Genomic DNA, 23,883 nt, shown 5'->3' on the forward strand with positions numbered 1-23,883 from the left:
CGAGATGGCGAAGAAGGCTCTCATCGCGAAGGCTGCTCGCAAGCCCAAGTTCGGAGTGCGCGGCTACACCCGCTGCCAGCGCTGCGGTCGTCCGCACTCCGTGTACCGCAAGTTCGGCCTGTGCCGCGTGTGCCTTCGTGAGATGGCTCACCGCGGCGAGCTGCCGGGCGTGACCAAGAGTTCCTGGTAATCCGGTAGTTCCGGACTCCCAGGGCTCTCGGTAAGCAAGGGGAACGGCAGGAGGCCCGCTCCGCATGGCTTAGGCTTGCGGGGTTGGGCACCTGCCGTGCCCGCACGCACGCGGGCCGCGCCCGCTAATGTTTGCTTACTACGCCGTAGGTCCACCGCGCCGCACCCGTCCCGTCTCGGATCGGGGAGAGGGATGGCGCACCAGGAAACCACGGCGAGAGAGGCCGAAGGCCAATTCATGACCATGACTGATCCGATCGCGGACATGCTGACTCGTCTGCGGAACGCGAACTCGGCGTACCACGACTCTGTGACGATGCCGGCATCCAAGATCAAGTCGCACATCGCGGAGATCCTCCAGCAGGAGGGCTTCATCACGGGCTGGAAGACCGAGGACGCCGAGGTCGGCAAGAACCTCGTCCTCGAGCTGAAGTTCGGCCCGAACCGTGAGCGCTCCATCGCGGGCATCAAGCGGATCTCCAAGCCCGGTCTCCGGGTGTACGCGAAGTCCACCTCCCTGCCGAAGGTGCTGGGCGGCCTCGGCGTGGCGATCATCTCCACGTCGTACGGGCTCCTCACCGACAAGCAGGCCGGCAAGAAGGGCGTGGGTGGGGAAGTCCTCGCCTACGTCTGGTAGCAGAAGGGAACGGAGGAAACAGCTATGTCGCGCATCGGCAAGCTCCCCATCGCGGTTCCCGCCGGCGTGGACGTCACCATCGACGGCCGCACGGTCGAGGTCAAGGGCCCGAAGGGCTCGCTGGCTCACACCGTCGTGGCGCCGATCGAGATCGCCAAGGGTGAGGACGGCGTGCTGAGCGTCACCCGCCCCAACGACGAGCGTCAGAACAAGGCCCTCCACGGCCTGTCCCGCACGCTGGTGGCGAACATGATCACCGGCGTGACCCAGGGTTACGTGAAGAAGCTCGAGATCAGCGGTGTCGGTTACCGCGTGCTCGCCAAGGGTTCGAACCTGGAGTTCTCTCTCGGTTACAGCCATTCGATTCTGATCGAGGCCCCCGAGGGCATCACCTTCAAGGTGGAGTCCGCGACCCGTTTCTCGGTCGAGGGCATCGACAAGCAGAAGGTCGGCGAGGTTGCGGCGAACATCCGCAAGCTGCGCAAGCCCGACCCGTACAAGGCCAAGGGCATCAAGTACGAGGGCGAAGTCATCCGGCGCAAGGTCGGAAAGGCGGGTAAGTAAGCCATGGCATACGGGCAGAAGATCCTCAAGGGCGACGCCTACAAGCGTGCTGCTATCAAGCGTCGTCACATCCGGATCCGCAAGAACGTCTCTGGTACCGCCGAGCGTCCCCGCCTGGTCGTGACCCGCTCCAACCGTCACATCGTGGCACAGGTGATCGACGACCTGAAGGGCCACACGCTGGCTTCGGCGTCCACGCTGGACGCATCGATCCGCGGTGGCGAGGCCGACAAGTCCTCGCGGGCCAAGCAGGTCGGTGCCCTGGTCGCGGAGCGCGCCAAGGCCGCCGGTGTCGAGGATGTCGTATTCGACCGCGGTGGCAACCGGTACGCGGGGCGCATCGCCGCCCTGGCGGACGCCGCCCGCGAAGCCGGACTCAAGTTCTGAGTCGGTTCCGTAGCTAGCGGAAACAGAGAGAGGTAATTCCAATGGCTGGACCCCAGCGCCGCGGTGGCGGTGCCGGTGGCGGCGAGCGGCGGGACCGGAAGGGCCGTGACGGTGGCGCATCTGCCGCCGAGAAGACCGCATACGTTGAGCGCGTCGTCGCGATCAACCGTGTCGCCAAGGTTGTGAAGGGTGGTCGTCGCTTCAGCTTCACCGCGCTGGTCGTGGTGGGCGACGGTGACGGCACCGTGGGTGTCGGATACGGCAAGGCCAAGGAGGTGCCGGCCGCCATCGCCAAGGGCGTTGAGGAGGCCAAGAAGCACTTCTTCAAGGTCCCCCGCATCCAGGGCACCATCCCGCACCCGATCCAGGGTGAGAAGGCCGCCGGCGTCGTGCTGCTCAAGCCCGCGTCCCCGGGTACCGGCGTGATCGCCGGTGGTCCGGTGCGTGCCGTGCTCGAGTGCGCCGGTATCCACGACATCCTGTCGAAGTCGCTCGGCTCCGACAACGCGATCAACATCGTGCACGCGACGGTGGCGGCCCTCAAGGGCCTGCAGCGTCCCGAGGAGGTCGCGGCCCGCCGCGGTCTGCCGCTCGAGGACGTCGCTCCCGCGGCTCTCCTGCGTGCACGTGCCGGGGCGGGTGCGTAATCATGGCGCAGCTCAGGATCACGCAGGTCAAGTCCTACATCGGCAGCAAGCAGAACCACCGTGACACCCTGCGTTCGCTGGGCCTGAAGAGGCTCAACGACGTGGTCGTCAAGGAGGATCGTCCCGAGTTCCGCGGAATGGTGCACACCGTCCGCCACCTCGTGACGGTCGAGGAGGTCGACTGATCATGGCGGAGCAGAACCCGCTCAAGATCCACAACCTCCGTCCCGCCCCGGGCGCCAAGACCGCCAAGACCCGTGTGGGTCGTGGTGAGGCGTCGAAGGGTAAGACGGCCGGTCGTGGTACGAAGGGCACCAAGGCCCGTTACCAGGTTCCGGAGCGCTTCGAGGGTGGCCAGATGCCCCTTCACATGCGTCTCCCGAAGCTGAAGGGCTTCAAGAACCCGTTCAAGACCGAGTTCCAGGTCGTGAACCTCGACAAGCTGGCCGCGCTCTACCCCGAGGGTGGCGAGGTCACCGTCGAGGGTCTGGTGGCCAAGGGGGCCGTTCGCAAGAACAGCCTCGTCAAGGTCCTCGGCCAGGGCGAGATCTCCGTGGCACTGCAGGTGACGGTCGACGCCGTCTCCAGCTCCGCCAAGGAGAAGATCACCGCCGCCGGCGGTACCGTCACCGAGCTCGTCTGAATCAGTCAGGCGTGCCGATGACTTGAGCGATCCCGACCGGGGATACCCCACATATGGGGTATCCCCGGTTGGTCGTTCCTAGGGCGGTGGTCCGCCGGTAAGGTGGCCTGCACTGCCCACTTTCCCCGGGCGCCCCACACGGGCACTTCGGGCGAAGGTTGACCGTTACTTATTCGTCGAACCTCAAGACCATCACCCTTGACGCGGTTGCGCGGGGGTCGCAGGAGGCACCGTGCTCACCGCGTTCGCCCGGGCGTTCAAGACGCCCGACCTGCGCAAGAAACTGCTGTTCACGCTCGGCATCATCGTGGTGTACCGGATCGGTACGAACGTGCCGGTTCCCGGTGTCGATTACCGGAACGTGCAGACCTGTATCGACGCGGCCCAGGCGAACCAGGGCCTGTTCGGGCTGGTCAACATGTTCAGCGGCGGCGCGCTGCTGCAGATCACGGTCTTCGCGCTGGGCATCATGCCGTACATCACGGCGAGCATCATTCTCCAGCTGCTGACCGTGGTGATCCCGCGGCTGGAGGCCCTGAAGAAGGAGGGCCAGGCCGGTACCGCGAAGATCACGCAGTACACCCGATACCTGACGATTGCGCTCGCCATCCTGCAGGGCACCGGCCTGGTGGCCACCGCCCGCAGCGGCGCCCTCTTCCAGGGCTGCCCGGTGGCGAGCCAGATCGTCCCCGACCAGTCGATGTTCGTGACCATCACCATGGTCATCACGATGACCGCCGGTACGGCCGCTGTGATGTGGCTCGGCGAGCTGATCACCGACCGCGGCATCGGCAACGGAATGTCGATGCTGATGTTCATCTCGATCGCCGCCACCTTCCCCTCCGCCCTGTGGGCCATCAAGGAGCAGGGCACCCTGGCGGACGGTTGGATCGAGTTCGGCACGGTCATGCTCGTCGGTCTGGTCATGGTCGGCCTGGTCGTCTTCGTCGAGCAGGCGCAGCGCCGGATTCCCGTGCAGTACGCGAAGCGCATGATCGGCCGCCGTTCCTACGGCGGTACGTCCACCTACATCCCCCTCAAGGTGAACCAGGCGGGCGTCATCCCCGTCATCTTCGCCTCGTCGCTGCTCTACATCCCGGCGCTGATCGTCCAGTTCTCCAGCTCCACCGCGGGCTGGGCGACGTGGGTCACGAAGAACCTGGCCGACACCGGAGCAACGGCGCACATCATTCTGTACTTCTTCTTGATCGTATTCTTCGCATTCTTCTATGTGGCGATTACCTTCAACCCCGAAGAAGTCGCCGACAACATGAAGAAGTATGGTGGTTTCATCCCGGGCATCCGGGCTGGCCGACCGACCGCTGAGTACCTGAGCTACGTACTCAACCGGATCACCTGGCCGGGTTCGCTGTACTTGGGCCTGATCTCTCTCGTGCCGACGATGGCGTTGGCCGGTTTCGGGGCAAACCAGAACTTCCCGTTCGGCGGGACCAGCATCCTCATCATCGTGGGTGTCGGTCTCGAGACGGTGAGGCAGATCGAGAGCCAGCTCCAGCAGCGCAATTACGAAGGGTTCCTCCGCTGATGCGAATCGTCCTCGTCGGGCCGCCCGGTGCCGGAAAAGGCACGCAGGCCACCCGCCTAGCCGAGAAGCTGAGCATCCCCCACATCTCCACCGGCGACCTGTTCCGCGCCAACATCAGTCGGCAGACCGAGCTGGGCAAGCTCGCGAAGTCCTATATGGACGCGGGCAACCTGGTACCGGACGAGGTCACCATCGCCATGGCGAAGGACCGGATGGAGCAGCCGGACGCCGAGGGCGGCTTCCTGCTGGACGGCTTCCCGAGGAACGTCTCCCAGGCCGAGGCCCTGGACGAGCTGCTGGAGACCGAGGGCATCACGCTGGACGCGGTGCTCGACCTGGAGGCCCCCGAGGCCGAGGTGGTCAAGCGGATCGCCGGACGGCGGGTCTGCCGCAAGGACTCCAGCCACGTCTTCCACGTGACGTACAGCAAGCCGGCCAAAGAGGGCGTCTGTGACCTCTGCGGCGGCGAGCTGTACCAGCGTGACGACGACTCCGAGGAGACGGTGCGCACCCGGCTGGAGGTCTACCACACGCAGACCGAGCCGATCATCGACTACTACAAGGCCCAGGGCCTCGTGGTGACGATCGGGGCGACGGGCCCGGTGGACGAAGTCACCGGGCGCGCGCTGGAGGCGCTCAAGCAGGACCAGTAGCTGTGCCCGTCCGGCCGCGGTTCCCCTGCGGGGAGCCGCGGCCGACGTGTGTGCGGGGGGAGCGGGCACGGACACCGTCCCCCGTATCGTTGACGGTGTCCGTACTCTCCCCGGTCCAGAAAGGCCGTCGTCCTCATGGTGCAGATCAAGACCCCCGAGCAGATCGCCACGATGCGTGAGGCGGGACTGGTGGTCGCTGCCATCCACGCGGCCACCCGCGAGGCGGCCGTGCCCGGGGCCACGACGAAGGATCTGGACCAGGTCGCCCGCAAGGTACTCGCGGAGCACAACGCGAAGCCGAACTTCCTCGGCTACGGCGGTTTCCCCGCGACGATCTGCACCTCCGTCAACGAGGTCGTCGTCCACGGCATCCCCTCCGACGAGGTCGTCCTCAAGGACGGGGACGTCATCTCCATCGACTGCGGTGCCGTCATCGACGGCTGGCACGGTGACGCGGCCTACACGGCCTTCGTCGGGTCCGGGCACGCGCCGGAGCTGGTCGAGCTGTCCCGGGTGACCGAGGAATCGATGTGGGCCGGCATCGCGGCCATGAAGCAGGGCAACCGGCTGGTCGACGTCTCCCGCGCCATCGAGACCTACATCCGCCGGCAGCCGAAGCCCGGCGGCGGGCGCTACGGGATCATCGAGGACTACGGCGGCCACGGCATCGGCACCGAGATGCACATGGACCCGCATCTGCTGAACTACGTCGAACGCCGCCGGGGCAAGGGGCCCAAGCTGGTCCCGGGCTTCTGCCTGGCCATCGAGCCGATGGTCTCCCTGGGCACGGCGAAGACGCAGGTGCTGGAGGACGACTGGACCGTCATCACGACGGACGGGACCTGGTCCTCGCACTGGGAGCACTCCGTCGCGGTGACGGAGGCGGGCCCGCTGGTGCTGACGGCCCCGGACGGCGGGAAGGCGAAGCTGGCCGAGTACGGGATCACGGCGGCGCCGGATCCGCTCGCCTGAGGACGGCTCCCGCCTGAGGACGGTCCCCGCGCGACCGCCGGCCGGACGTCATGACGACGGACGGGACCTGGTCCTCGCACTGGGAGCACTCCGTCGCGGTGACGGAGGCGGGCCCGCTGGTGCTGACGGCCCCGGACGGCGGGAAGGCGAAGCTGGCCGAGTACGGGATCACGGCGGCGCCGGATCCGCTCGCCTGAGGACGGCCCCCGCCTGAGGACGGTTCCCGCGCGACCGCCGGCCGGACGTCATGACGACGGACGGGACCTGGTCCTCGCACGGGGAGCACTCCGTCGCGGAGGCGGTGACGGAGGTGGGCCGAGGCTCGCCGGGCACGGGAACACGTCCGCGCCGCACCGGATCCGCCGCGCCGGATCCGCCGCACCGGATCCGCCGCACCGGATCCGGCGGGATGGGCCCGGTCCTCGCGGAAGCCGACGGGTTAAAGATCTCGTGGGTGGGGCAGACTTTCCCGATTCGTCTTTCCGGGGACCCCTGACGTAGACTGACTCGTCGGCTCTTGTGCACCCGCATGTCTGCATGCACGTCATGCACACACGGTGCGCGGCAGAGCCGATCAAGGTAGTCGATTCGAAGGGCGAAGCGTGGCCAAGAAGCAAGGTGCCATCGAGATCGAGGGCACTGTCGTCGAGTCTCTTCCGAACGCCATGTTCAAGGTCGAGCTCCAGAACGGCCACCAGGTTCTGGCACACATCAGCGGCAAGATGCGTATGCACTACATCCGCATCCTCCCTGACGACCGGGTCGTGGTGGAGCTCTCTCCGTACGACCTGACCCGTGGCCGGATCGTCTACCGGTACAAGTGAGCAAGTAGATCTTGCTCCCCTCTCCTTGTGATGCGGGGGGCACTGAGCCCGGAGAACTTCAATCCCATGAAGGTCAAGCCGAGCGTCAAGAAGATCTGCGACAAGTGCAGGGTGATCCGCCGTCACGGCCGGGTCATGGTCATCTGCGACAACCCGCGCCACAAGCAGCGCCAGGGCTGAACCGCACGATCCACCCTCTGCGACTTTCCGCAGAACTTCGCGCGACGCGAGCAACACATGTTCATACGCAGAGCCCGAGCCCTCCGGCTCGACACCCCCGGCTCGGAGGCTGGGGACCCAGTCCGTACCAAATCGTCACAGCAGGCGAGGACGGCGGCTGGGGGACGGTTCTGCGGAAGACCTCCGACAACAAACTGGAGCCATTGAATGGCACGCGTTTCCGGTGTTGACATCCCGCGCGAAAAGCGCGTGGAGATCGCCCTCACCTACGTGTTCGGCATCGGCCGAACTCTCTCGCAGCAGACGTTGGCCGCTGTCGGCGTCGACCCGAACACCCGCGTTCGCGACCTCTCCGAGGAGCAGCTCGTCGCGATCCGTGAGTTCGTGGACAACAACATCAAGACCGAGGGTGACCTCCGCCGCGAGGTCCAGGCCGACATCCGCCGCAAGGTCGAGATCGGCACCTACCAGGGTCTGCGGCACCGCCGCGGTCTGCCCGTCCGCGGTCAGCGCACCAGCACCAACGCGCGTACCCGCAAGGGCCCGCGTCGCGCCATCGCCGGCAAGAAGAAGCCGGGCAAGAAGTAGTCCGCAGCGGACACCCGTCCACGGTCTTCGCTGAAGGACCGACCACCTCCCGTAGGAGTTAGTAGATGCCCCCCAAGGGACGTCAGGGCGCTGCCAAGAAGGTGCGCCGCAAGGAAAAGAAGAACGTCGCTCACGGCCACGCGCACATCAAGAGCACGTTCAACAACACGATCGTCTCCATCACGGACCCGTCCGGCAACGTGATCTCCTGGGCCTCCGCCGGCCACGTCGGCTTCAAGGGCTCCCGGAAGTCCACGCCGTTCGCCGCGCAGATGGCCGCCGAGTCGGCTGCCCGCCGCGCCCAGGAGCACGGCATGCGCAAGGTCGACGTGTTCGTCAAGGGCCCGGGTTCCGGTCGTGAGACCGCCATCCGTTCGCTCCAGGCGACCGGTCTCGAGGTCGGCTCCATCCAGGACGTCACCCCGACCCCGCACAACGGCTGCCGCCCGCCGAAGCGTCGCCGCGTCTGAGTCGACGGTGTCGGCGGTCGGCCTCCTGCTGGGGGTGCGGGGGTCGTCCCCCGCGGTGTCGCAGCACGGCTGCCGCCCGCCGAAGCGTCGCCGCGTGCGAGCCGTTGGCTCGAAAGCGCTACGCAGGCAGTGATTTTTCGGGCGGTACGCTCCGTATACGGACCGTACCGCCCGTACCCTTGCAGTGCCCGCACTTCTCACCGGGTGCGGTGTCCGTCGGACGTCAAATAGCGGGCGTCCACGAGAGAAGGATCCACACATGCTGATCGCTCAGCGTCCCTCGTTGACCGAAGAGGTCGTCGACGAGTTCCGGTCCCGGTTCGTGATCGAGCCGCTGGAGCCGGGCTTCGGCTACACCCTCGGCAACTCCCTCCGCCGTACCCTCCTGTCGTCGATCCCCGGCGCTGCTGTCACCAGCATCCGCATCGACGGCGTCCTGCACGAGTTCACCACCGTGCCGGGCGTCAAGGAGGACGTCACCGACCTGATCCTCAACATCAAGCAGCTGGTCGTCTCCTCCGAGCACGACGAGCCCGTGGTGATGTACCTGCGCAAGCAGGGCCCGGGTCAGGTCACCGCCGCCGACATCGCGCCCCCGGCCGGTGTCGAGGTGCACAACCCCGACCTCGTCCTCGCCACGCTCAACGGCAAGGGCAAGCTGGAGATGGAGCTGACCGTCGAGCGCGGTCGCGGCTACGTCTCCGCCGTGCAGAACAAGCAGGTGGGCCAGGAGATCGGCCGTATCCCGGTCGACTCCATCTACAGCCCCGTGCTGAAGGTCACGTACAAGGTCGAGGCGACCCGTGTCGAGCAGCGCACCGACTTCGACAAGCTGATCGTCGACGTCGAGACCAAGCAGGCCATGCGTCCGCGTGACGCCATGGCGTCGGCCGGTAAGACCCTGGTCGAGCTGTTCGGTCTGGCCCGCGAGCTCAACATCGACGCCGAGGGCATCGACATGGGCCCGTCCCCGACGGACGCCGCTCTCGCCGCCGATCTGGCGCTGCCGATCGAGGAGCTGGAGCTCACGGTCCGCTCGTACAACTGCCTCAAGCGTGAGGGCATCCACTCCGTGGGTGAGCTCGTCGCCCGCTCCGAGGCCGACCTCCTCGACATTCGCAACTTCGGTGCGAAGTCGATCGACGAGGTCAAGGCGAAGCTGGCCGGCATGAGCCTGGCTCTGAAAGACAGCCCGCCCGGATTCGACCCCACCGCGGCCGCGGACGCCTTCGGCGCGGACGACGACGCGGACGCCGGGTTCGTCGAGACCGAGCAGTACTGAGCCCTTTCCGGGGCTTCCCTCCGGGGGCGTCCCGGATCTCCGACAGGCGACCGCCTGCTCGGATACTGACCCCAGTACCTGATACGGCCGGGGCAGACACCTAGGAGAGACACCATGCCGAAGCCCGCCAAGGGTACCCGTATGGGCGGCAGCGCCGCGCACCAGAAGATGCTCCTCGCGAACCTCGCGAAGGCGCTCTTCGAGCACGGCCGGATCACCACCACCGAGTCGAAGGCGCGCAAGCTGCGTCCGTACGCCGAGCGTCTGGTCACCAAGGCGAAGAAGGGCGACCTTCACAACCGCCGTCAGGTGCTCCAGGTCATCACGGACAAGAGCATCGTGCACACGCTCTTCACCGAGATCGGCCCGCGGTACGAGAACCGGCCGGGTGGCTACACCCGTATCACCAAGATCGGTAACCGTCGTGGCGACAACGCGCCCATGGCCGTCATCGAGCTGGTCGAGGCCCTGACGGTCGCCCAGGAGGCCACCGGCGAGGCCGAGGCCGCGACCAAGCGCGCGGTCAAGGAAGACGCCCTCACGAAGGACGCGGCCGTCGAGGACGCGAAGCCCGAGGACGCCAAGCCCGAGGACGACGCCAAGGACGAGGCCGCCGAGGCCCCGGCCGAGGAGTCCAAGGACGCCTGAGGCACTGTCTCGCCGAAGCGGGTCCGCCCTTCCCGGGGCGGGCCCGCTTTCGTCTGCCTGAGAGGATCTGTACGTGAGTGACGAAGCGCAGCCCGGACACGTCCGTATCCGCCTGGATCTCTCCTACGACGGGACCGATTTCTCCGGCTGGGCCAAGCAGGCCGGGGGCAGGCGGACCGTGCAGGGGGAGATCGAGGACGCCCTGCGGACCGTCACGCGGTCCGGGGGGACGACGTACGAACTGACCGTGGCCGGACGGACCGACGCCGGGGTGCACGCCCGCGGGCAGGTGGCCCATGTCGACCTCCCCGCCGAAGTGTGGGAGCAGCACCGGGAGAAGCTGCTCAAGCGGCTCGCGGGGCGGCTGGCCCGCGATGTGCGGATCTGGTCCCTCGCCGAGGCACCGGCGGGGTTCAACGCCCGCTTCTCCGCGGTCTGGCGGCGCTACGCGTACCGCGTCACCGACCACCCCGGCGGGGCGGACCCGCTGCTGCGCGGCCATGTGCTGTGGCACGACTGGCCGCTCGACGTCGACGCCATGAACGAGGCGGCGGGCCGGCTGCTGGGGGAGCACGACTTCGCGGCGTACTGCAAGCGGCGGGAGGGCGCGACGACCATCCGTACGCTCCAGGAGCTGAGCCTGGTGCGGGGCGCGGACGGGGTGATCACGGCGACGGTCCGGGCCGACGCCTTCTGCCACAACATGGTGCGCTCGCTGATCGGGGCGCTGCTGTTCGTCGGCGACGGCCACCGCGCGCCCGACTGGCCGGGCAAGGTGCTGGCGGCGGGCGTACGGGACTCGGCGGTGCATGTGGTGCGTCCGCACGGGCTGACCCTGGAGGAGGTCGGTTATCCGTCCGACGACCTCCTGGCCGCCCGTTCCAAGGAGGCCCGCAACAAGCGGTCGCTGCCGGCTGCGCCGGCCCGGTGCTGCTGACCCCGGGCCCGGCCCGGCTCTCCGCCCGACTTCTTACCCGGCTTCCCGCTCCGCCCACTGCGTGAGCCGTCCGCGCGGGGGCCGTCCACGACCCCCTGTATGACCCCTGTATGACCCCTGTATGACCCCCTGGAGCAGCGTGAAGCGGCTGTGAGGAACTGAGGGAACGAAGCGCCGAAGCGCCGAAGCGCCGAGCCGGGCCCGGCTCGGCGCTTCGGGGGAGTGCGTCCGGCCGTCGTCACTCCTCCGCGGCGGCCGAGGCCTGGGCCTCGCCGCGGCGGCGGATCTGACGGAAGGTGAACTCGGCGAGGTCGTTGCCGGTGGCGAAGACGGCCGTGTCCTTCTCCGTCACGTTCTTGGCGGCGGTGAAGCCGGAGAGGGTGAAGTAGGCGTAGCGGCCGTAGGAGTTGGTGGTCGAGCGGCAGACCGCGCCGTCGCAGAACTCCTTCACACCTCCGCCCGCGAGGGACTTGATGATGCTCTTGGCGTCGGCCTGCTGCTTGGCCTTGGCGGCCTGGGCCTCGGTGTCGAAGACGGCCACGCCCACCGTCACCGCGATGTCGTCCTTGGTGTAGGTGACCCGGAGCAGGCGGCTGCAGCCGTTGTCCGTGAGGACCTTGGGCAGCGTGACCTTGGCGGCCGAGGCGCAGTTGCGGGTGTCTGCCGTCGGACCCTTCTTGTACACCGTGTCGCCCATGGTGAGCTGCGTGCCCGGGAAGAGGACGTCGGGGCCCAGCGGCGCCCGGTCCTTCTGCGCACTGGAGATGAAGTCCTTCGGGTCCAGCGGCGGCGGCGCGCTCGTCGGGGCGAACGACGGGACCGTGCCGGTGGCGCTCGGCAGGCCGGCGGTCACCGGTAGCGGGGAGGACGGGTCGGAGGCCTGGTTGCTGCCGTTCGCGGAGACGACGGCCACCGCCACGGCCGTGCCTATCGCGACGGTGGCGATCGCGCCGCCGCCGATGAGCAGCAGCCGCCGTCGCTTGTGACGTGTCTCGGACGCATCGGCGAGCGCGGCCCAGTCCGGTGACTGGCCGCTGCCGCCCCCCTTGTTCCAGGGCTGCTGAGACTCCGGTTTCCAGGGATCCCACTGCGAAGGAGGTCCCCCCTGCCCATAACTCATGGGGCGCATCTTAGACGGGGAGCGGGGTGCGTCGGCCCGCCCCGACCCCGTGCACGCTCCTCACCGTTGCCACCGTCCGGGGGCAAAAGCGACAACTCCGGGTGGTTGGTGCGAGGCGCGCGGGAAAGGCCCCGACACGCGGGAGAGGAAGGGCCCGACGTGGGGGAGGGGAAGGCCCTACACGCGAGAGGGGGAAGGCCTCGACACGTGAGAGGGGGACAGGCCCGGCGAACGGGAGCGGGACGGGTGGTGGCGAGCCCCTGTAGAGTTGGTGTAGCCCATGCCTGGTGGACTCGTTTTGACCCGTCCGGCCGAGCGTGGGTATTCTGCATGTTTGTTATGTGTATTGGCTTGCTCATTCTCACGTGAGGGGCCCTTACACCGGTCCACCGGGCCGATGACCAGCGACCTGCACACGGTATGCGTCACCGTGGTGCGGTCAGGGCTGTCGTGATCGTCTTCGGTGACCATGTCAGGACCACTCACTGAAGAAGCGAAGGCTACGAACCGTGCGTACGTACAGCCCCAAGCCCGGCGATGTGACGCGCCAGTGGCACGTCATCGACGCTCAGGACATCGTCCTGGGTCGTCTGGCCACCACTGCGGCCACCATCCTGCGCGGCAAGCACAAGCCGATCTACGCCCCTCACGTCGACACCGGTGACTTCGTCATCATCGTCAACGCCGACAAGGTGCACCTCTCCGGCAACAAGCGGACCCAGAAGATGGCGTACCGCCACTCGGGCTACCCGGGCGGTCTGCGCTCGGTCAGCTACGAAGAGCTGCTGACGAAGAACCCCGAGAAGGCCATCGAGAAGGCCGTCAAGGGCATGCTCCCCAAGAACACCCTGGGCCGTCAGATGCTGTCGAAGCTGAAGGTCTACTCGGGCGACCAGCACCCGCACGCTGCGCAGCAGCCGGTGCCGTTCGAGATCACCCAGGTCGCGCAGTAGTTCCGGCCACCCCCTAAGACTGAACAGAATCTGAGGAGCATCGTGGCCGAGACCACTGCCGAGCAGCCGCTCGAAGAGACCGACACCGACGTCAACATCGACGTCGACAGCTACACCACCGAGTCCGAGGTGCCCCTCGAGGGCGAGTACACCTCGGAGTCGATGGCGCCCGCCTTCGGCGACCCGCAGCCGGCTGCCGGCCTGGGCCGTCGCAAGAACGCCATTGCCCGCGTCCGGATCGTTCCGGGCACCGGCAAGTGGAAGATCAACGGCCGTACCCTCGAGGACTACTTCCCGAACAAGGTGCACCAGCAGGAAGTGAACGAGCCCTTCAAGGTGCTCGAGCTCGAGGGCCGCTACGACGTCATCGCCCGCATCGCGGGTGGCGGTGTCTCCGGTCAGGCCGGTGCGCTCCGTCTCGGTGTCGCCCGTGCGCTGAACGAGGCGGACTTCGACAACAACCGCGGCGCGCTCAAGAAGGCCGGCTTCCTCCGCCGCGACGACCGTGCGGTCGAGCGCAAGAAGGCCGGTCTGAAGAAGGCCCGTAAGGCCCCGCAGTACAGCAAGCGCTGATTGCAGCTGCCCCTGCATGTACTTCGAACGCCCCGGCGGCACGCCACAGTGCCGCCGGGGCGTTCGTTTTCTCTCCACTGCGGGCGTATAACGGCACAAGGTGCTCGACGGCTAATCTGATCGGATGGCCCGGGAGTGCTTGCCTCGGGATGTGGAAGCCGCACACGCATCACGACCGCCGAACACCTCACCTGCGCCCATGGGCCGTGCCGTGGCCTACGGGCCGAGGGGCATGTCCGGCGGCCGATGCCTGCCGGCCGGTGGCCGGATCCTCGGTCCGCGGTCCGGCAGCACGTCCTCGCGACATCACGCTTGATACGACTTCCGGTACGGCATTCGATATGACATTTCGATACGGATTTCGATACTGACGCTTCTCAGGAGGACAAGTGGGACGACTCTTCGGCACGGACGGCGTGCGCGGTGTCGCCAACGGGGACCTGACGGCCGAGATGGCGCTGGGCCTCTCCGTGGCCGCCGCGCACGTACTGGCCGAGGCGGGCACGTTCGAGGGGCATCGGCCGACCGCCGTGGTCGGGCGTGACCCGCGGGCGTCCGGGGAGTTCCTGGAGGCCGCCATGGTCGCCGGGCTGGCCAGCGCCGGTGTGGACGTGCTGCGGGTCGGCGTGCTGCCGACGCCCGCCGTGGCGCATCTGACCGGAGCGCTCGGCGCCGACCTCGGCGTGATGCTGTCCGCGAGCCACAACGCCATGCCCGACAACGGCATCAAGTTCTTCGCGCGCGGCGGCCACAAGCTCGCCGACGAGCTGGAGAACCGGATCGAGTCCGTGTACGAGGAGCACCGCACCGGCGCCCCCTGGGACCGCCCGACCGGTGCCGGCGTGGGCCGTGTGCGGGACTACGAGGAGGGGCTCGACACGTACGTCGCCCACCTCGTCGGCGTCCTGCCGAACCGGCTGGACGGTCTGCGGATCGTCCTCGACGAGGCGCACGGCGCGGCTTTCCGGGTCTCGCCGGAGGCGTTCGCGCGGGCCGGGGCCGAGGTCGTCACCATCGGCACCCAGCCGGACGGGCTCAACATCAACGACGGCTGCGGCTCGACCCACCTGGAGCAGCTGAAGGCCGCGGTCGTCGAGCACGGGGCCGCCCTCGGTATCGCGCACGACGGCGACGCCGACCGCTGCCTGGCCGTCGACCACACGGGTGAAGAGGTGGACGGGGACCAGATCCTCGCCGTGCTCGCGCTGGCGATGCGGGAGCGTTCCGCACTGCGCTCCGACACCGTCGTCGCGACCGTGATGTCCAACCTCGGGTTCAGGCTCGCCATGGAGCGCGAGGGCATCCACTTCGTGCAGACCGCGGTCGGCGACCGGTATGTGCTCGAGCAGATGAAGCAGCAGGGCTACGCCCTCGGCGGCGAGCAGTCCGGCCACGTCATCGTCCTCGACCACGCCACGACCGGCGACGGCACGCTCACCGGCCTGCTGCTGGCCGCGCGCGTCGCCGAGACCGGGCGTCCGCTGCGCGAGCTGGCGTCGGTGATGGAGCGGCTGCCGCAGGTGCTCATCAACGTGCCCGACGTGGACAGGACCCGGGTGCAGACCTCCGGGGAGCTCGCGGTGGCCGTGACGGAGGCCGAGCGTGAGCTGGGTGAGACCGGCCGCGTGCTGCTCCGCCCCTCGGGCACCGAACCGCTGGTCCGCGTGATGGTGGAGGCCGCCGACATCGACCAGGCCCGCTCGGTCGCGGGACGCCTGGCGGACGTGGTGAAGTCGGCGCTGGGCTGACGGAGCGGGTGGCCGCCGTCCGGCAGCGCCGGTCCGGCGGCCGCCGGCCACCGGCCGGCCGGTCGCCTGTCTGCCGGGCGGTCACCCGGGCCGCCGGTTCCCCGTCACCTGTCCGCCGGTTGGTCACCTGTCTGCCGGTCGGTCACCCGGCCACCGGTTCCCCGTCACTTGCCCGCCGGTCGGTCACCCGGGCCGCGGGGCAGGCGACGGTGGTTGCCCCGCCCTCGGGCCGCGACCGGTGTCGGTGCCGGTGCCGGTGTTCCGCCCCGCGGTCACAGTTTGCGCAGGCTGAGGCGCTGGACCTTGTGGTCCGGGCCCTTGCGCAGGACGAGGGTGGCCCGGCCGCGGGTGGGGGCGATGTTCTCCACCAGGTTGGGCCGGTTGATCGTCCGCCACATCGTGCCGGCGTAGTCGAGGGCCTCCTCCTCCGTGACCTGGGTGTACTGGCGGAAGTAGGAGGAGGGGTCCTGGAAGGCGGTCGCGCGCAGCTTGCGGAAGCGGTTGAGGTACCAGCGCTCGATGTCCTCGGTGCGGGCGTCCACGTACACGCTGAAGTCGAAGTAGTCGGCGAGCCCGACCCGGGTGCGTCCGTCCTTGCCGGGGAGCGCGGGCTGCAGCACGTTGAGTCCCTCGACGATCAGGATGTCCGGGCGGCGCACGCTGAGCAGTTCGCCGGGGACGATGTCGTAGATGAGGTGGGAGTAGACCGGTGCCGTCACCTCGTCTTTGCCAGCCTTGATGTCGGCGACGAAACGGGTGAGCGCGCGACGGTCGTACGACTCGGGGAAACCTTTCCGCGACATCAGGCCGCGCGCCTGGAGCTCTTTCGTCGGCAGCAGGAAGCCGTCGGTGGTGACCAGTTCGACGCGCGGGTGCTCGGGCCAGCGGGAGAGCAGGGCCTGGAGCAGCCGGGCGACCGTGGATTTCCCGACGGCGACGGAACCGGCGACCCCTATGACGAAGGGTGTGCCGGACTGGGAGCCCTGCTCACCGAGGAAGGTGTTCAGCGCGCCGCGGAGCCCGTCGGTGGCGCCGACGTAGAGATTGAGCAGCCGGGACAGCGGGAGGTAGATGTCCCGTACCTCGTCGAGGTCGATGACGTCACCGAGCCCGCGCAGCCGCTCCACCTCGTCGGCGGACAGCGGCAGCGGCGTCTTGTGGCGCAGCGCGCTCCACTCCGCGCGGGTGAGGTCGAGGTAGGGAGTCGCCTCCGGCCGCTGCCGGTGGGCGCTCCGGGACGTCGAGGAGACCGGTGAGATCACAGTCCATTGTTAACGGAGTTTGAACGGGATGGTTCGTGGGCTGCGTCACGTGATGGAGGCCAACGAGCGGTACGACGCCTTCGTCGTACCGCCGGCGAACGCCTTCCGCCCCGCCTTCCAGACGTCCCCGGACCGGCTGCCGGCCCTGGAGTGCCGCAGCTCGAAGCCCGGCGAGAAGGACTGATCGGACCGGGCCGGACCGGGCCGGAACGGCAGGCGGACAGAGCAGGATCACGTGGTTGTCACAGTTGCCCCACGAGTGTTCTTCCGATGATCATTCGTGAAGGGGTTGCGTTTATATTTCGCGCACTGTGCCGCGGAGTCCTCCGCGCCTTGGAAGAAAGAGTTTTCCCACGTGAGAACCACCGCTGTCCGCCGTTCCGCTCTCGCCGCCTCCGCCGCCGCGCTCGCCCTGCTCGCCACCGCCTGCGGTGGCTCCGGCGACAGCGACAGCGGCAAGGGCGACGAGGGCAAGGCCGACTCCGCCTCCGCGCCCGCGGCCAAGGCGCTGACCGCGGCCGAGCTGGAGAAGGCCGCGCTGGTCCAGGCGGACGTCAAGGAGGGCAAGGTGGTCACGAAGGTGCCCGCGGCGGACGACCTTAGCGCCGACAAGGTCAAGGTGGACGACGAGGCGTGCCGGCCCCTCGCCAACCTCCAGCTCGCGGTCCCGGTCGGCTCGCCCGCCGCCACCGTCAAGAGCTCCTGGACCGGTGAGGCGAAGAAGCCCGCCGAGGGTACGGACCCGGCGGAGGCCCTGCTCGCCGGCCTCGACATGGACAAGGTCTTCGTCACGCTCGCCTCCTACGAGGACGGCGGCGCCGAGCAGGTCATGAAGGACGTCGACGCCGCGGTCGAGAAGTGCGCCAAGGGCTTCACCTCCACCGCCGCCGGCGAGAAGATCGAGTTCCTGAAGGCCGCCAAGACCGAGGGGCCGAAGGGTGCCGACGAGTCCGTCGAGATCACCGTGACGATGGCCGCCGATGAGGGCGTCGAGGCGCCCGTCAAGATCGTCGTCGCGCGCACCGGCGCCACCGTCACCGGCTTCTCGGCGGTCAACTTCGGTGCGATCGCCGCCGGCGAGGAGGCCCCCTTCCCGACGCAGATCTCCGACGCCCAGCTCGCCAAGCTCGGCTGACGCACCCCCTCCGTTCCCACCGGTGCCTCGTGCACCGGTGGGAATTTCCGATTCCGGGCACGCGGCGGCCCTGTCCGGCGCCTGACGGATCGTAGGCTGCCGGGCATGTGCGGAATCGTGGGATACGTGGGGCCGCAGTCGGCGCTGGACGTCGTGACGGCCGGACTGAAACGGCTGGAGTACCGGGGCTACGACTCGGCGGGCGTGGCCGTTCTCGCGGACGGCGGGCTCGCCACGGCGAAACGGGCCGGGAAACTGGTCAACCTGGAGAAGGAACTGGCCGCCCGGCCGCTGCCCACCGGGGCGACCGGCATCGGCCACACCCGCTGGGCCACGCACGGCGGTCCCACCGACGCCAACGCGCACCCGCATCTCGACAACGCGGGCCGGGTCGCCGTCGTCCACAACGGCATCATCGAGAACTTCGCCGAACTGCGGGCCGAACTCGCCGGGCGCGGCCACGACCTGGCCTCCGAGACGGACACCGAGGTCGTCGCCCACCTGCTCGCCGAGGAGTTCTCCTCCTGCGCCGACCTCGCCGAGGCGATGCGCCTCGTCTGCGGGAAGCTGCTCGGCGCCTTCACCCTGGTCGCCGTCCACGCGGACGCGCCGGACGTGGTCGTCGGCGCGCGCCGCAACTCGCCGCTCGTGGTGGGCGTCGGCGAGGGCGAGTCGTTCCTCGCCTCGGACGTCGCCGCGTTCATCGAGCACACCCGCTCCGCGATCGAACTGGGCCAGGACCAGGTGGTCGAACTGCGCCGTGACAAGGTCACGGTGACCGGTTTCGACGGCGCGCCGGCGGACGTCCGGACGTACCACATCGACTGGGACGCGTCGGCCGCCGAGAAGGGCGGCTACGCCTCCTTCATGCTCAAGGAGATCGCCGAACAGCCCAGGGCCGTCGCCGACACCCTGCTCGGCCGCATCGACGGCTCGGGCGCCCTCTCCCTGGACGAGGTGCGCATCCCCCCGAAGGCGCTGCGCGAGGCCGACAAGGTCGTCATCGTCGCCTGCGGGACGGCCTTCCACGCCGGGCTGATCGCCAAGTACGCCATCGAGCACTGGACGCGGATCCCCTGCGAGGTCGAGCTGGCGAGCGAGTTCCGCTACCGCGATCCGATCCTCGACCCGCAGACCCTCGTCATCGCCATCTCCCAGTCCGGCGAGACCATGGACACCCTGATGGCCCTGCGGCACGCGCGCGAACAGGGCGCCCGCGTCCTCGCCATCTGCAACACCAACGGCTCGACCGTCCCCCGCGAGTCCGACGCCGTCCTCTACACCCACGCCGGCCCCGAGGTCGCCGTCGCCTCGACCAAGGCCTTCCTGACCCAGCTGGTCGCCTGCTACCTGGTCGCCCTCTACCTCGCCCAGGTCCGGGGCACGAAGTACGGCGACGAGATCCGCGCGGTCGTGAGGGACCTGTCCTCCATCGCCCGCTCGGTGGAACGGGTCCTGGAGACCATGGAGCCGGTACGGGAGCTCGCCCGCGCCCTCGCCCACAAGAAGACCGTGCTGTTCCTGGGCCGGCACGTCGGCTACCCGGTCGCCCTGGAGGGCGCGCTCAAGCTCAAGGAACTCGCCTACATGCACGCGGAGGGCTTCGCCGCGGGCGAGCTGAAACACGGCCCGATCGCCCTGATCGAGGACGACCTGCCCGTGGTCGTCGTCGTCCCGTCACCGCGCGGCCGCTCCGTCCTCCACGACAAGATCCTCTCCAACATCCAGGAGATCCGCGCCCGCGGCGCCCGCACCATCGTCATCGCCGAGGAGGGCGACGACGAGGTCGTCCCGTACGCCGACCATCTGATCCACGTCCCGGCCACCCCCACGCTGTTGCAGCCCCTCGTGACGACGGTGCCGCTCCAGGTCTTCGCCTGCGAACTGGCCACGGCCCGCGGCAACGAGGTGGACCAGCCCCGCAACCTGGCGAAGTCGGTCACGGTGGAGTGACCCCGGAGCCCGCGTCGGAGTCCGCACCGGGGTACGGGCTCGTAAGGTGCTGCGCATGAGCATTATCGGAGTCGGGATCGACGTGGCCGAGATCGAGCGGTTCGCGGCGTCGTTGGAGCGGACGCCCGGGCTCGCGCGGCGGCTGTTCGTGGACGGCGAGTTGCTGCTGCCCAGTGGGGAGCGGCGGGGGATCGCCTCGCTGGCGGCGCGGTTCGCGGCGAAGGAGGCGCTGGCCAAGGCTCTTGGCGCGCCCGGTGGCCTGTACTGGACCGATGCCGAGGTGTACTGCGAGGACAGCGGGCAGCCGCGGCTGCGGGTGAAGGGGACGGTGGCGGCGCGGGCCGAGGAACTGGGGGTGCGGTCGTGGCACATCTCGCTCAGCCATGACGCCGGGGTGGCCTCGGCGGTCGTCGTTGCCGAGGGGTGAACGAGGGCGGGTGACGGGCATGGACCGGTCGGGCCTGCTGGGGTTTCCCGGGGTCGGGGAGGCCGGGGGACGGCTGCCGGTGTGGGGAGAGGCGCTTCTCGCCGCTGCCGCCCTGCTCGTCGTGGTGTCCACGGTGGTGCGCATGGTGCGGACGGCTCGTCGGGCGGGGCGCGGGCGGCGGCGTCGGTGACCGGCCGGGCGGGCGGAATGGGAACTTGTGTTCCCCGCGGTCGCTGGCCCGGGTGGTGTCCGTGTGATCGGGGCACCGATGTGCGGCGGTCGCGCATACCGTCTCACTGGAGGGCTCGGGAGGTCACGCCGTTCCCGTTGGCAACCTAGAGGGATCGGGAAAGGTGAAGGCATAGTGCAGGCAAGGACGGTCGCAGAAGCGGTCGGCTGCGCCCGTTACACCTACCGGCTGCGCGTGCCGTCGGCTGCGCGGGTGGCGTTGGAGGCCGAGTGGGATCGCTGCCGGTGGGTGTGGAACGAGTGCGTGGAGCGCGCGAAGAAGGACCACCAGGACGGGGAGTCCTGCGGTCCCGCCCGACTGGACAAGATGCTGACCGGGGCCCGTTCGGCCACACCCTGGCTGGCCGCAGGTTCCTCGGTGCCTCAGCAGCAGATCATCCGCGACTACGCCAAAGCCCGGGCGAAGGCTCTCATGGACATCACGGACCGTCTGCCGCTCGGGCGGCGGGCGGGTCTGCCGAAGCATAAAAGGAAGCGTGTGTCGCGGCCGACGCTGAACTACACGCGGCGTGGGTTCCGGCTCAGGGGCGGGCGTCTGCACCTCGCGGGCGGCATCGCGATGGGGGTGGTGTGGTCGCGTGCGCTGCCGGCCGAACCGTCGAGCGTGCGGGTCTATCGCGACAGCCTCGGCCACTGGTATGCCTCGTTCGTCGTCCCCGCCGCGGTGCAGCCGCTCCCTTCGGCCGGTGCGGTGATCGGCATCGACTGGGGCGTGCGGGAGACGGCGACCACCACCAGCGACGCCCACGATCTCCCGCACGCCCGGCACGGCCACAAGGCCAAGGAGAAGCTGACCCGTTACGACCGGATGATGGCCCGCCGTAAACCCGCCAGGGGGCAGGCCGCCTCGCGGGGCTACCGGGAGGCGAAGCGGCTGCGGGCGAAGGCGTACACGAGGATCGCGCGGCAGCGGCAGGATGCCGCCCGCAAGTGGGCCAAGAGGGTTGTGCGCGAGCATGACGTGATCGCGGTGGAGGACTTCCGCCCGAAGTTTCTCGCCCGCACATCCATGGCCCGCAAGGCCGCGGACGCGGCGATCGGCGTCACCAAGCGGGCCCTGGTCGAGATGGGCCGCAAGCACGGCCGGGATGTGCGTCTGGTGCATCCCGCACACACCACCATGGACTGCGCCCGGTGCGGAGCGAGAGCCAAGCACGCACTGCCGCTGTCGGAACGTACTTACACCTGCACCGCGTGCGGAGCCGTCTCCCCCGGGACAAGAACTCCGCCCGCGTGATGCTTCTCCGGGCAGGTCTGAACCCGGCTGGTGTTGATCGCGTAAGACTCGATCGCTCGCCGAGCGAACAAGCAGCGTGAGCCAGGAATCTCCCTCGTTCGCGAGGGAGAGCATTCAAGTTGTAGCAGTTCTCGACGGACGCGCGGGCTTCGACAGCTTTCGACCGGCTTCCGAGCTGCGGGACGGCCTCCGGCGAGCGGCAGTCGGGCCGTTCCGTGCGGGACACTCGGACGTATGCGGACTGCGTACGGCGTGGAGACGGTCAGGGCGGCGGAACGGGACCTGATGGCGCGGCTGCCGGAGGGCGCGCTGATGCGGCGCGCCGCCGCCGGGCTCGCCGCGGCCTGTGCGGACCTGCTCGGGCGGGGCGACGGACGGAGCCGCGGCCGGGTCTACGGCAGCAGGGTCGTCCTGCTGGTCGGCAGCGGGGACAACGGCGGCGACGCCCTCTACGCCGGGGCCGGGCTGGCGCGGCGCGGCGCGGGTGTCACGGCGGTGCTGCTCGCGCCGGAGCGCGCCCACGCCGCCGGGCTCGCGGCACTGCGCCGGGCGGGCGGCCGGACCGTGGGGATCACCGACGCCGATGCCGATGCCGATGCCGACGCCGTGGCCCACGCCAACAGGGGGGCCGATGCCGACACCGCCGCCGTCGCGGCGGTCCGGCGGGCCGATCTCGTGGTGGACGGCATCGTCGGGATCGGCGGCACGGGCGGGTTGCGCCCGGAGGCGGTGCCGCTGGCCGAGGCCGCCGAACGGTCCGGTGCCACGGTCGTCGCCGTCGACCTGCCGAGCGGCGTCGAAGCGGACACCGGCGAGGTGCGCGGCACCGCGCTCCGGGCCGACCTCACGGTGACCTTCGGGACGCACAAGCCGGGGCTGCTCGTCGACCCGGCGCGGGAGTACGCGGGGTCGGTGCGGCTCGTCGGCATCGGGCTGGAACTGCCGGCCGAGCCGGAACTGGAGGCGCTCCAGCACGCCGACGTGGCCCGGTTGCTGCCGGTGCCCGGCGCGGAGAGCGACAAGTACCGGCGCGGTGTCGTCGGCATCGCCGCCGGGTCCGCCCGCTACCCCGGAGCCGCCGTGCTCGCGGTCGCCGGTGCGCTGCGGGGCGGCGCCGGGGCCGTACGGTACGCCGGTCCCGCCACGCGGGACGTGATCGCGCGCTTCCCCGAGACGCTGGTGTCCGACCGGGGTCCGAAGCACGCCGGGCGGGTGCAGGCGTGGGTCGCCGGGCCGGGTGCCGGGGACGACGCGGGCCCGGTGACGGAGGTGCTGGCGGCGGATGTCCCGGTGCTGATCGACGCGGACGGTCTGCGGCTGGCCGACGCCTCGGCCGTACGGGCACGCAGGGCACCCACGCTGATGACCCCGCACGCCGGCGAGGCCGCCGCGCTGCTCGGGGTGGAGCGCGAGGAGGTCGAGGCAGGCCGGCTGGCCGCGGCGCGTGAACTGGCCGGACGGTACGGGGCGACCGTGCTGCTCAAGGGCTCCACCACGTTGGTCGCCGACCCGGGAGACGGTACCGCCGTACGGGTGAACCCGACCGGGACGTCCTGGCTGGCCACGGCCGGGAGCGGGGACGTCCTGTCCGGCCTGGCGGGCTCGCTGCTGGCGGCGGGGCTGTCGCCGCTGGACGCCGGCAGCGCCGCGGCCTATCTGCACGGGCTCGCGGGACGCTACGCGGCGGACGGCGCGCCTGCGGGGGCGCACGACGTGGCGGCGGCGATCCCGGAGGCGTGGCGGGACGTCATGCGCGGGTGAGTCCGGAAGTCCTCCGGGGCTCAGGGCGGACGGAATCCGGGCTCCGTCGGCGAATACGGCGGACCTGGGGCATGTATGTGCCCGCAGACCGTGGCACTTTCTGACGCTTTCTGACGCTTTCCGGAAACGTGTCACGGTTCGCAGCGGGAGGGAAGGACCGAGTGCCGCGCCGGTACGGGTTCGCGGGCTCGGAACGCCGTGCCGAGTTGACCGGCAGCGTCCCGGTGGAACCCCCGCCCGGGGCCCGCTGGTGCCGTGGCCACCCCACCGCGGTGGTCCTGGCCGTACCACTCCTGGT

General features: G+C 69.4%; 28 protein-coding genes and 2 pseudogenes. 28 read left to right on the forward strand and 2 right to left on the reverse strand.

All coding sequences use genetic code 11. From position 1 onward, the window contains the following. Positions 1 to 4: 4 nt before the first annotated feature. The 18 genes and pseudogenes from V4Y04_RS22235 to truA all read left to right on the forward strand — a co-directional run bounded on the left by V4Y04_RS22235 (position 5) and on the right by truA (position 11,167). Positions 5 to 190 (forward strand): type Z 30S ribosomal protein S14, encoded by a 186-nt coding sequence (locus tag V4Y04_RS22235; RefSeq protein ID WP_003948630.1) that lies wholly within the window; start codon positions 5 to 7, stop codon positions 188 to 190. Between the two features lie 237 nt (positions 191 to 427). After that, positions 428 to 826 (forward strand): 30S ribosomal protein S8, encoded by a 399-nt coding sequence (gene rpsH / locus V4Y04_RS22240; protein ID WP_332430061.1) that lies wholly within the window; start codon positions 428 to 430, stop codon positions 824 to 826. 24 nt (positions 827 to 850) lie between these two features. Further along, complete coding sequence (gene rplF, locus V4Y04_RS22245; protein ID WP_332430063.1) at positions 851 to 1,390, forward strand: 50S ribosomal protein L6; 540 nt, start codon at positions 851 to 853, stop codon at positions 1,388 to 1,390. 3 nt (positions 1,391 to 1,393) lie between these two features. Further along, positions 1,394 to 1,777 (forward strand): 50S ribosomal protein L18, encoded by a 384-nt coding sequence (rplR, locus tag V4Y04_RS22250; RefSeq protein ID WP_332430065.1) that lies wholly within the window; start codon positions 1,394 to 1,396, stop codon positions 1,775 to 1,777. A gap of 41 nt (positions 1,778 to 1,818) precedes the next feature. Continuing rightward, a complete protein-coding gene (gene rpsE / locus V4Y04_RS22255) occupies positions 1,819 to 2,424 on the forward strand; it encodes a 30S ribosomal protein S5 (protein WP_332430067.1) in 606 nt (201 codons plus the stop codon). Between the two features lie 2 nt (positions 2,425 to 2,426). Next, positions 2,427 to 2,609 carry a 50S ribosomal protein L30 gene (gene rpmD / locus V4Y04_RS22260; protein WP_042165115.1) on the forward strand — a complete coding sequence of 61 codons (183 nt, stop codon included), beginning with the start codon at positions 2,427 to 2,429 and terminating at the stop codon, positions 2,607 to 2,609. Positions 2,610 to 2,611: 2 nt separating this feature from the next. Next, a complete protein-coding gene (rplO, locus tag V4Y04_RS22265) occupies positions 2,612 to 3,067 on the forward strand; it encodes a 50S ribosomal protein L15 (protein ID WP_332430071.1) in 456 nt (151 codons plus the stop codon). Between the two features lie 232 nt (positions 3,068 to 3,299). Further along, a complete protein-coding gene (secY, locus tag V4Y04_RS22270; protein WP_332430073.1) occupies positions 3,300 to 4,613 on the forward strand; it encodes a preprotein translocase subunit SecY in 1,314 nt (437 codons plus the stop codon). Continuing rightward, positions 4,613 to 5,266 (forward strand): adenylate kinase, encoded by a 654-nt coding sequence (locus tag V4Y04_RS22275; RefSeq protein WP_332430075.1) that lies wholly within the window; start codon positions 4,613 to 4,615, stop codon positions 5,264 to 5,266. The genes secY and V4Y04_RS22275 overlap by 1 nt, the downstream gene beginning before the upstream one ends. A gap of 135 nt (positions 5,267 to 5,401) precedes the next feature. Then, a complete protein-coding gene (gene map / locus V4Y04_RS22280) occupies positions 5,402 to 6,238 on the forward strand; it encodes a type I methionyl aminopeptidase (RefSeq protein ID WP_332430077.1) in 837 nt (278 codons plus the stop codon). A gap of 47 nt (positions 6,239 to 6,285) precedes the next feature. Continuing rightward, positions 6,286 to 6,435: pseudogene (locus tag V4Y04_RS22285) on the forward strand (type I methionyl aminopeptidase); the annotation flags it as partial. Between the two features lie 405 nt (positions 6,436 to 6,840). Further along, positions 6,841 to 7,062, forward strand: coding sequence for a translation initiation factor IF-1 (infA, locus tag V4Y04_RS22290; RefSeq protein ID WP_003948620.1), 222 nt, complete (start codon positions 6,841 to 6,843; stop codon positions 7,060 to 7,062). Positions 7,063 to 7,128: 66 nt separating this feature from the next. After that, a complete protein-coding gene (rpmJ, locus tag V4Y04_RS22295) occupies positions 7,129 to 7,242 on the forward strand; it encodes a 50S ribosomal protein L36 (RefSeq protein WP_003974245.1) in 114 nt (37 codons plus the stop codon). Between the two features lie 207 nt (positions 7,243 to 7,449). Then, positions 7,450 to 7,830 (forward strand): 30S ribosomal protein S13, encoded by a 381-nt coding sequence (gene rpsM / locus V4Y04_RS22300; RefSeq protein ID WP_065004465.1) that lies wholly within the window; start codon positions 7,450 to 7,452, stop codon positions 7,828 to 7,830. A 65-nt stretch (positions 7,831 to 7,895) separates the two neighbouring features. Next, on the forward strand, positions 7,896 to 8,300 hold the full coding sequence (gene rpsK, locus V4Y04_RS22305) for a 30S ribosomal protein S11 (RefSeq protein ID WP_003956432.1): 405 nt from the start codon (positions 7,896 to 7,898) through the stop codon (positions 8,298 to 8,300). 259 nt (positions 8,301 to 8,559) lie between these two features. After that, entirely contained in the window at positions 8,560 to 9,582 is a 1,023-nt protein-coding gene (locus V4Y04_RS22310; protein WP_042165128.1) for a DNA-directed RNA polymerase subunit alpha, read from the forward strand. A gap of 114 nt (positions 9,583 to 9,696) precedes the next feature. Then, the gene (gene rplQ / locus V4Y04_RS22315) at positions 9,697 to 10,230 is read left to right on the forward strand and encodes a 50S ribosomal protein L17 (protein WP_332430081.1); all 534 of its coding nucleotides are present in this window, start codon (positions 9,697 to 9,699) and stop codon (positions 10,228 to 10,230) included. 73 nt (positions 10,231 to 10,303) lie between these two features. Further along, a complete protein-coding gene (truA, locus tag V4Y04_RS22320; protein ID WP_332430083.1) occupies positions 10,304 to 11,167 on the forward strand; it encodes a tRNA pseudouridine(38-40) synthase TruA in 864 nt (287 codons plus the stop codon). A gap of 238 nt (positions 11,168 to 11,405) precedes the next feature. Here the strand turns inward: truA and V4Y04_RS22325 are convergent, their stop codons facing one another. Then, a complete protein-coding gene (locus V4Y04_RS22325) occupies positions 11,406 to 12,287 on the reverse strand; it encodes a hypothetical protein (RefSeq protein WP_332430085.1) in 882 nt (293 codons plus the stop codon). Between the two features lie 509 nt (positions 12,288 to 12,796). On the opposite strand from V4Y04_RS22325, the gene rplM reads away from it, so the two are divergent. From rplM to glmM, 3 genes are all read left to right on the forward strand, one after another. Then, on the forward strand, positions 12,797 to 13,240 hold the full coding sequence (gene rplM, locus V4Y04_RS22330) for a 50S ribosomal protein L13 (RefSeq protein ID WP_332430087.1): 444 nt from the start codon (positions 12,797 to 12,799) through the stop codon (positions 13,238 to 13,240). Positions 13,241 to 13,282: 42 nt separating this feature from the next. Then, positions 13,283 to 13,813 (forward strand): 30S ribosomal protein S9, encoded by a 531-nt coding sequence (gene rpsI, locus V4Y04_RS22335; RefSeq protein ID WP_332430089.1) that lies wholly within the window; start codon positions 13,283 to 13,285, stop codon positions 13,811 to 13,813. 389 nt (positions 13,814 to 14,202) lie between these two features. Then, positions 14,203 to 15,561: a phosphoglucosamine mutase gene (glmM, locus tag V4Y04_RS22340; protein ID WP_332430091.1), complete on the forward strand. Its 1,359-nt coding sequence runs from the start codon at positions 14,203 to 14,205 to the stop codon at positions 15,559 to 15,561. Positions 15,562 to 15,833: 272 nt separating this feature from the next. On the opposite strand, the gene coaA is transcribed toward glmM, so the two are convergent. Further along, positions 15,834 to 16,823: a type I pantothenate kinase gene (gene coaA / locus V4Y04_RS22345; RefSeq protein ID WP_332430093.1), complete on the reverse strand. Its 990-nt coding sequence runs from the start codon at positions 16,821 to 16,823 to the stop codon at positions 15,834 to 15,836. 28 nt (positions 16,824 to 16,851) lie between these two features. On the opposite strand from coaA, the gene V4Y04_RS22350 reads away from it, so the two are divergent. The 7 genes and pseudogenes from V4Y04_RS22350 to V4Y04_RS22380 all read left to right on the forward strand — a co-directional run bounded on the left by V4Y04_RS22350 (position 16,852) and on the right by V4Y04_RS22380 (position 23,585). Then, positions 16,852 to 17,007, forward strand: coding sequence for a hypothetical protein (locus V4Y04_RS22350; RefSeq protein ID WP_332430095.1), 156 nt, complete (start codon positions 16,852 to 16,854; stop codon positions 17,005 to 17,007). A 171-nt stretch (positions 17,008 to 17,178) separates the two neighbouring features. Continuing rightward, complete coding sequence (locus V4Y04_RS22355; protein ID WP_332430097.1) at positions 17,179 to 17,958, forward strand: hypothetical protein; 780 nt, start codon at positions 17,179 to 17,181, stop codon at positions 17,956 to 17,958. 105 nt (positions 17,959 to 18,063) lie between these two features. Further along, positions 18,064 to 19,911, forward strand: coding sequence for a glutamine--fructose-6-phosphate transaminase (isomerizing) (glmS, locus tag V4Y04_RS22360; RefSeq protein ID WP_332430099.1), 1,848 nt, complete (start codon positions 18,064 to 18,066; stop codon positions 19,909 to 19,911). A gap of 55 nt (positions 19,912 to 19,966) precedes the next feature. Next, the gene (locus V4Y04_RS22365; protein ID WP_332430101.1) at positions 19,967 to 20,338 is read left to right on the forward strand and encodes a holo-ACP synthase; all 372 of its coding nucleotides are present in this window, start codon (positions 19,967 to 19,969) and stop codon (positions 20,336 to 20,338) included. A 10-nt stretch (positions 20,339 to 20,348) separates the two neighbouring features. After that, on the forward strand, positions 20,349 to 20,528 hold the full coding sequence (locus V4Y04_RS22370) for a hypothetical protein (RefSeq protein ID WP_332430103.1): 180 nt from the start codon (positions 20,349 to 20,351) through the stop codon (positions 20,526 to 20,528). 174 nt (positions 20,529 to 20,702) lie between these two features. Next, positions 20,703 to 21,904 (forward strand): annotated as a pseudogene (locus V4Y04_RS22375) (RNA-guided endonuclease InsQ/TnpB family protein). Positions 21,905 to 22,058: 154 nt separating this feature from the next. After that, on the forward strand, positions 22,059 to 23,585 hold the full coding sequence (locus V4Y04_RS22380) for an NAD(P)H-hydrate dehydratase (RefSeq protein ID WP_332430105.1): 1,527 nt from the start codon (positions 22,059 to 22,061) through the stop codon (positions 23,583 to 23,585). Positions 23,586 to 23,883: the final 298 nt, after the last annotated feature.

The sequence above is a fragment of the Streptomyces sp. P9-A2 genome (assembly GCF_036634175.1).
GTDB lineage: Bacteria > Actinomycetota > Actinomycetes > Streptomycetales > Streptomycetaceae > Streptomyces > Streptomyces pratens.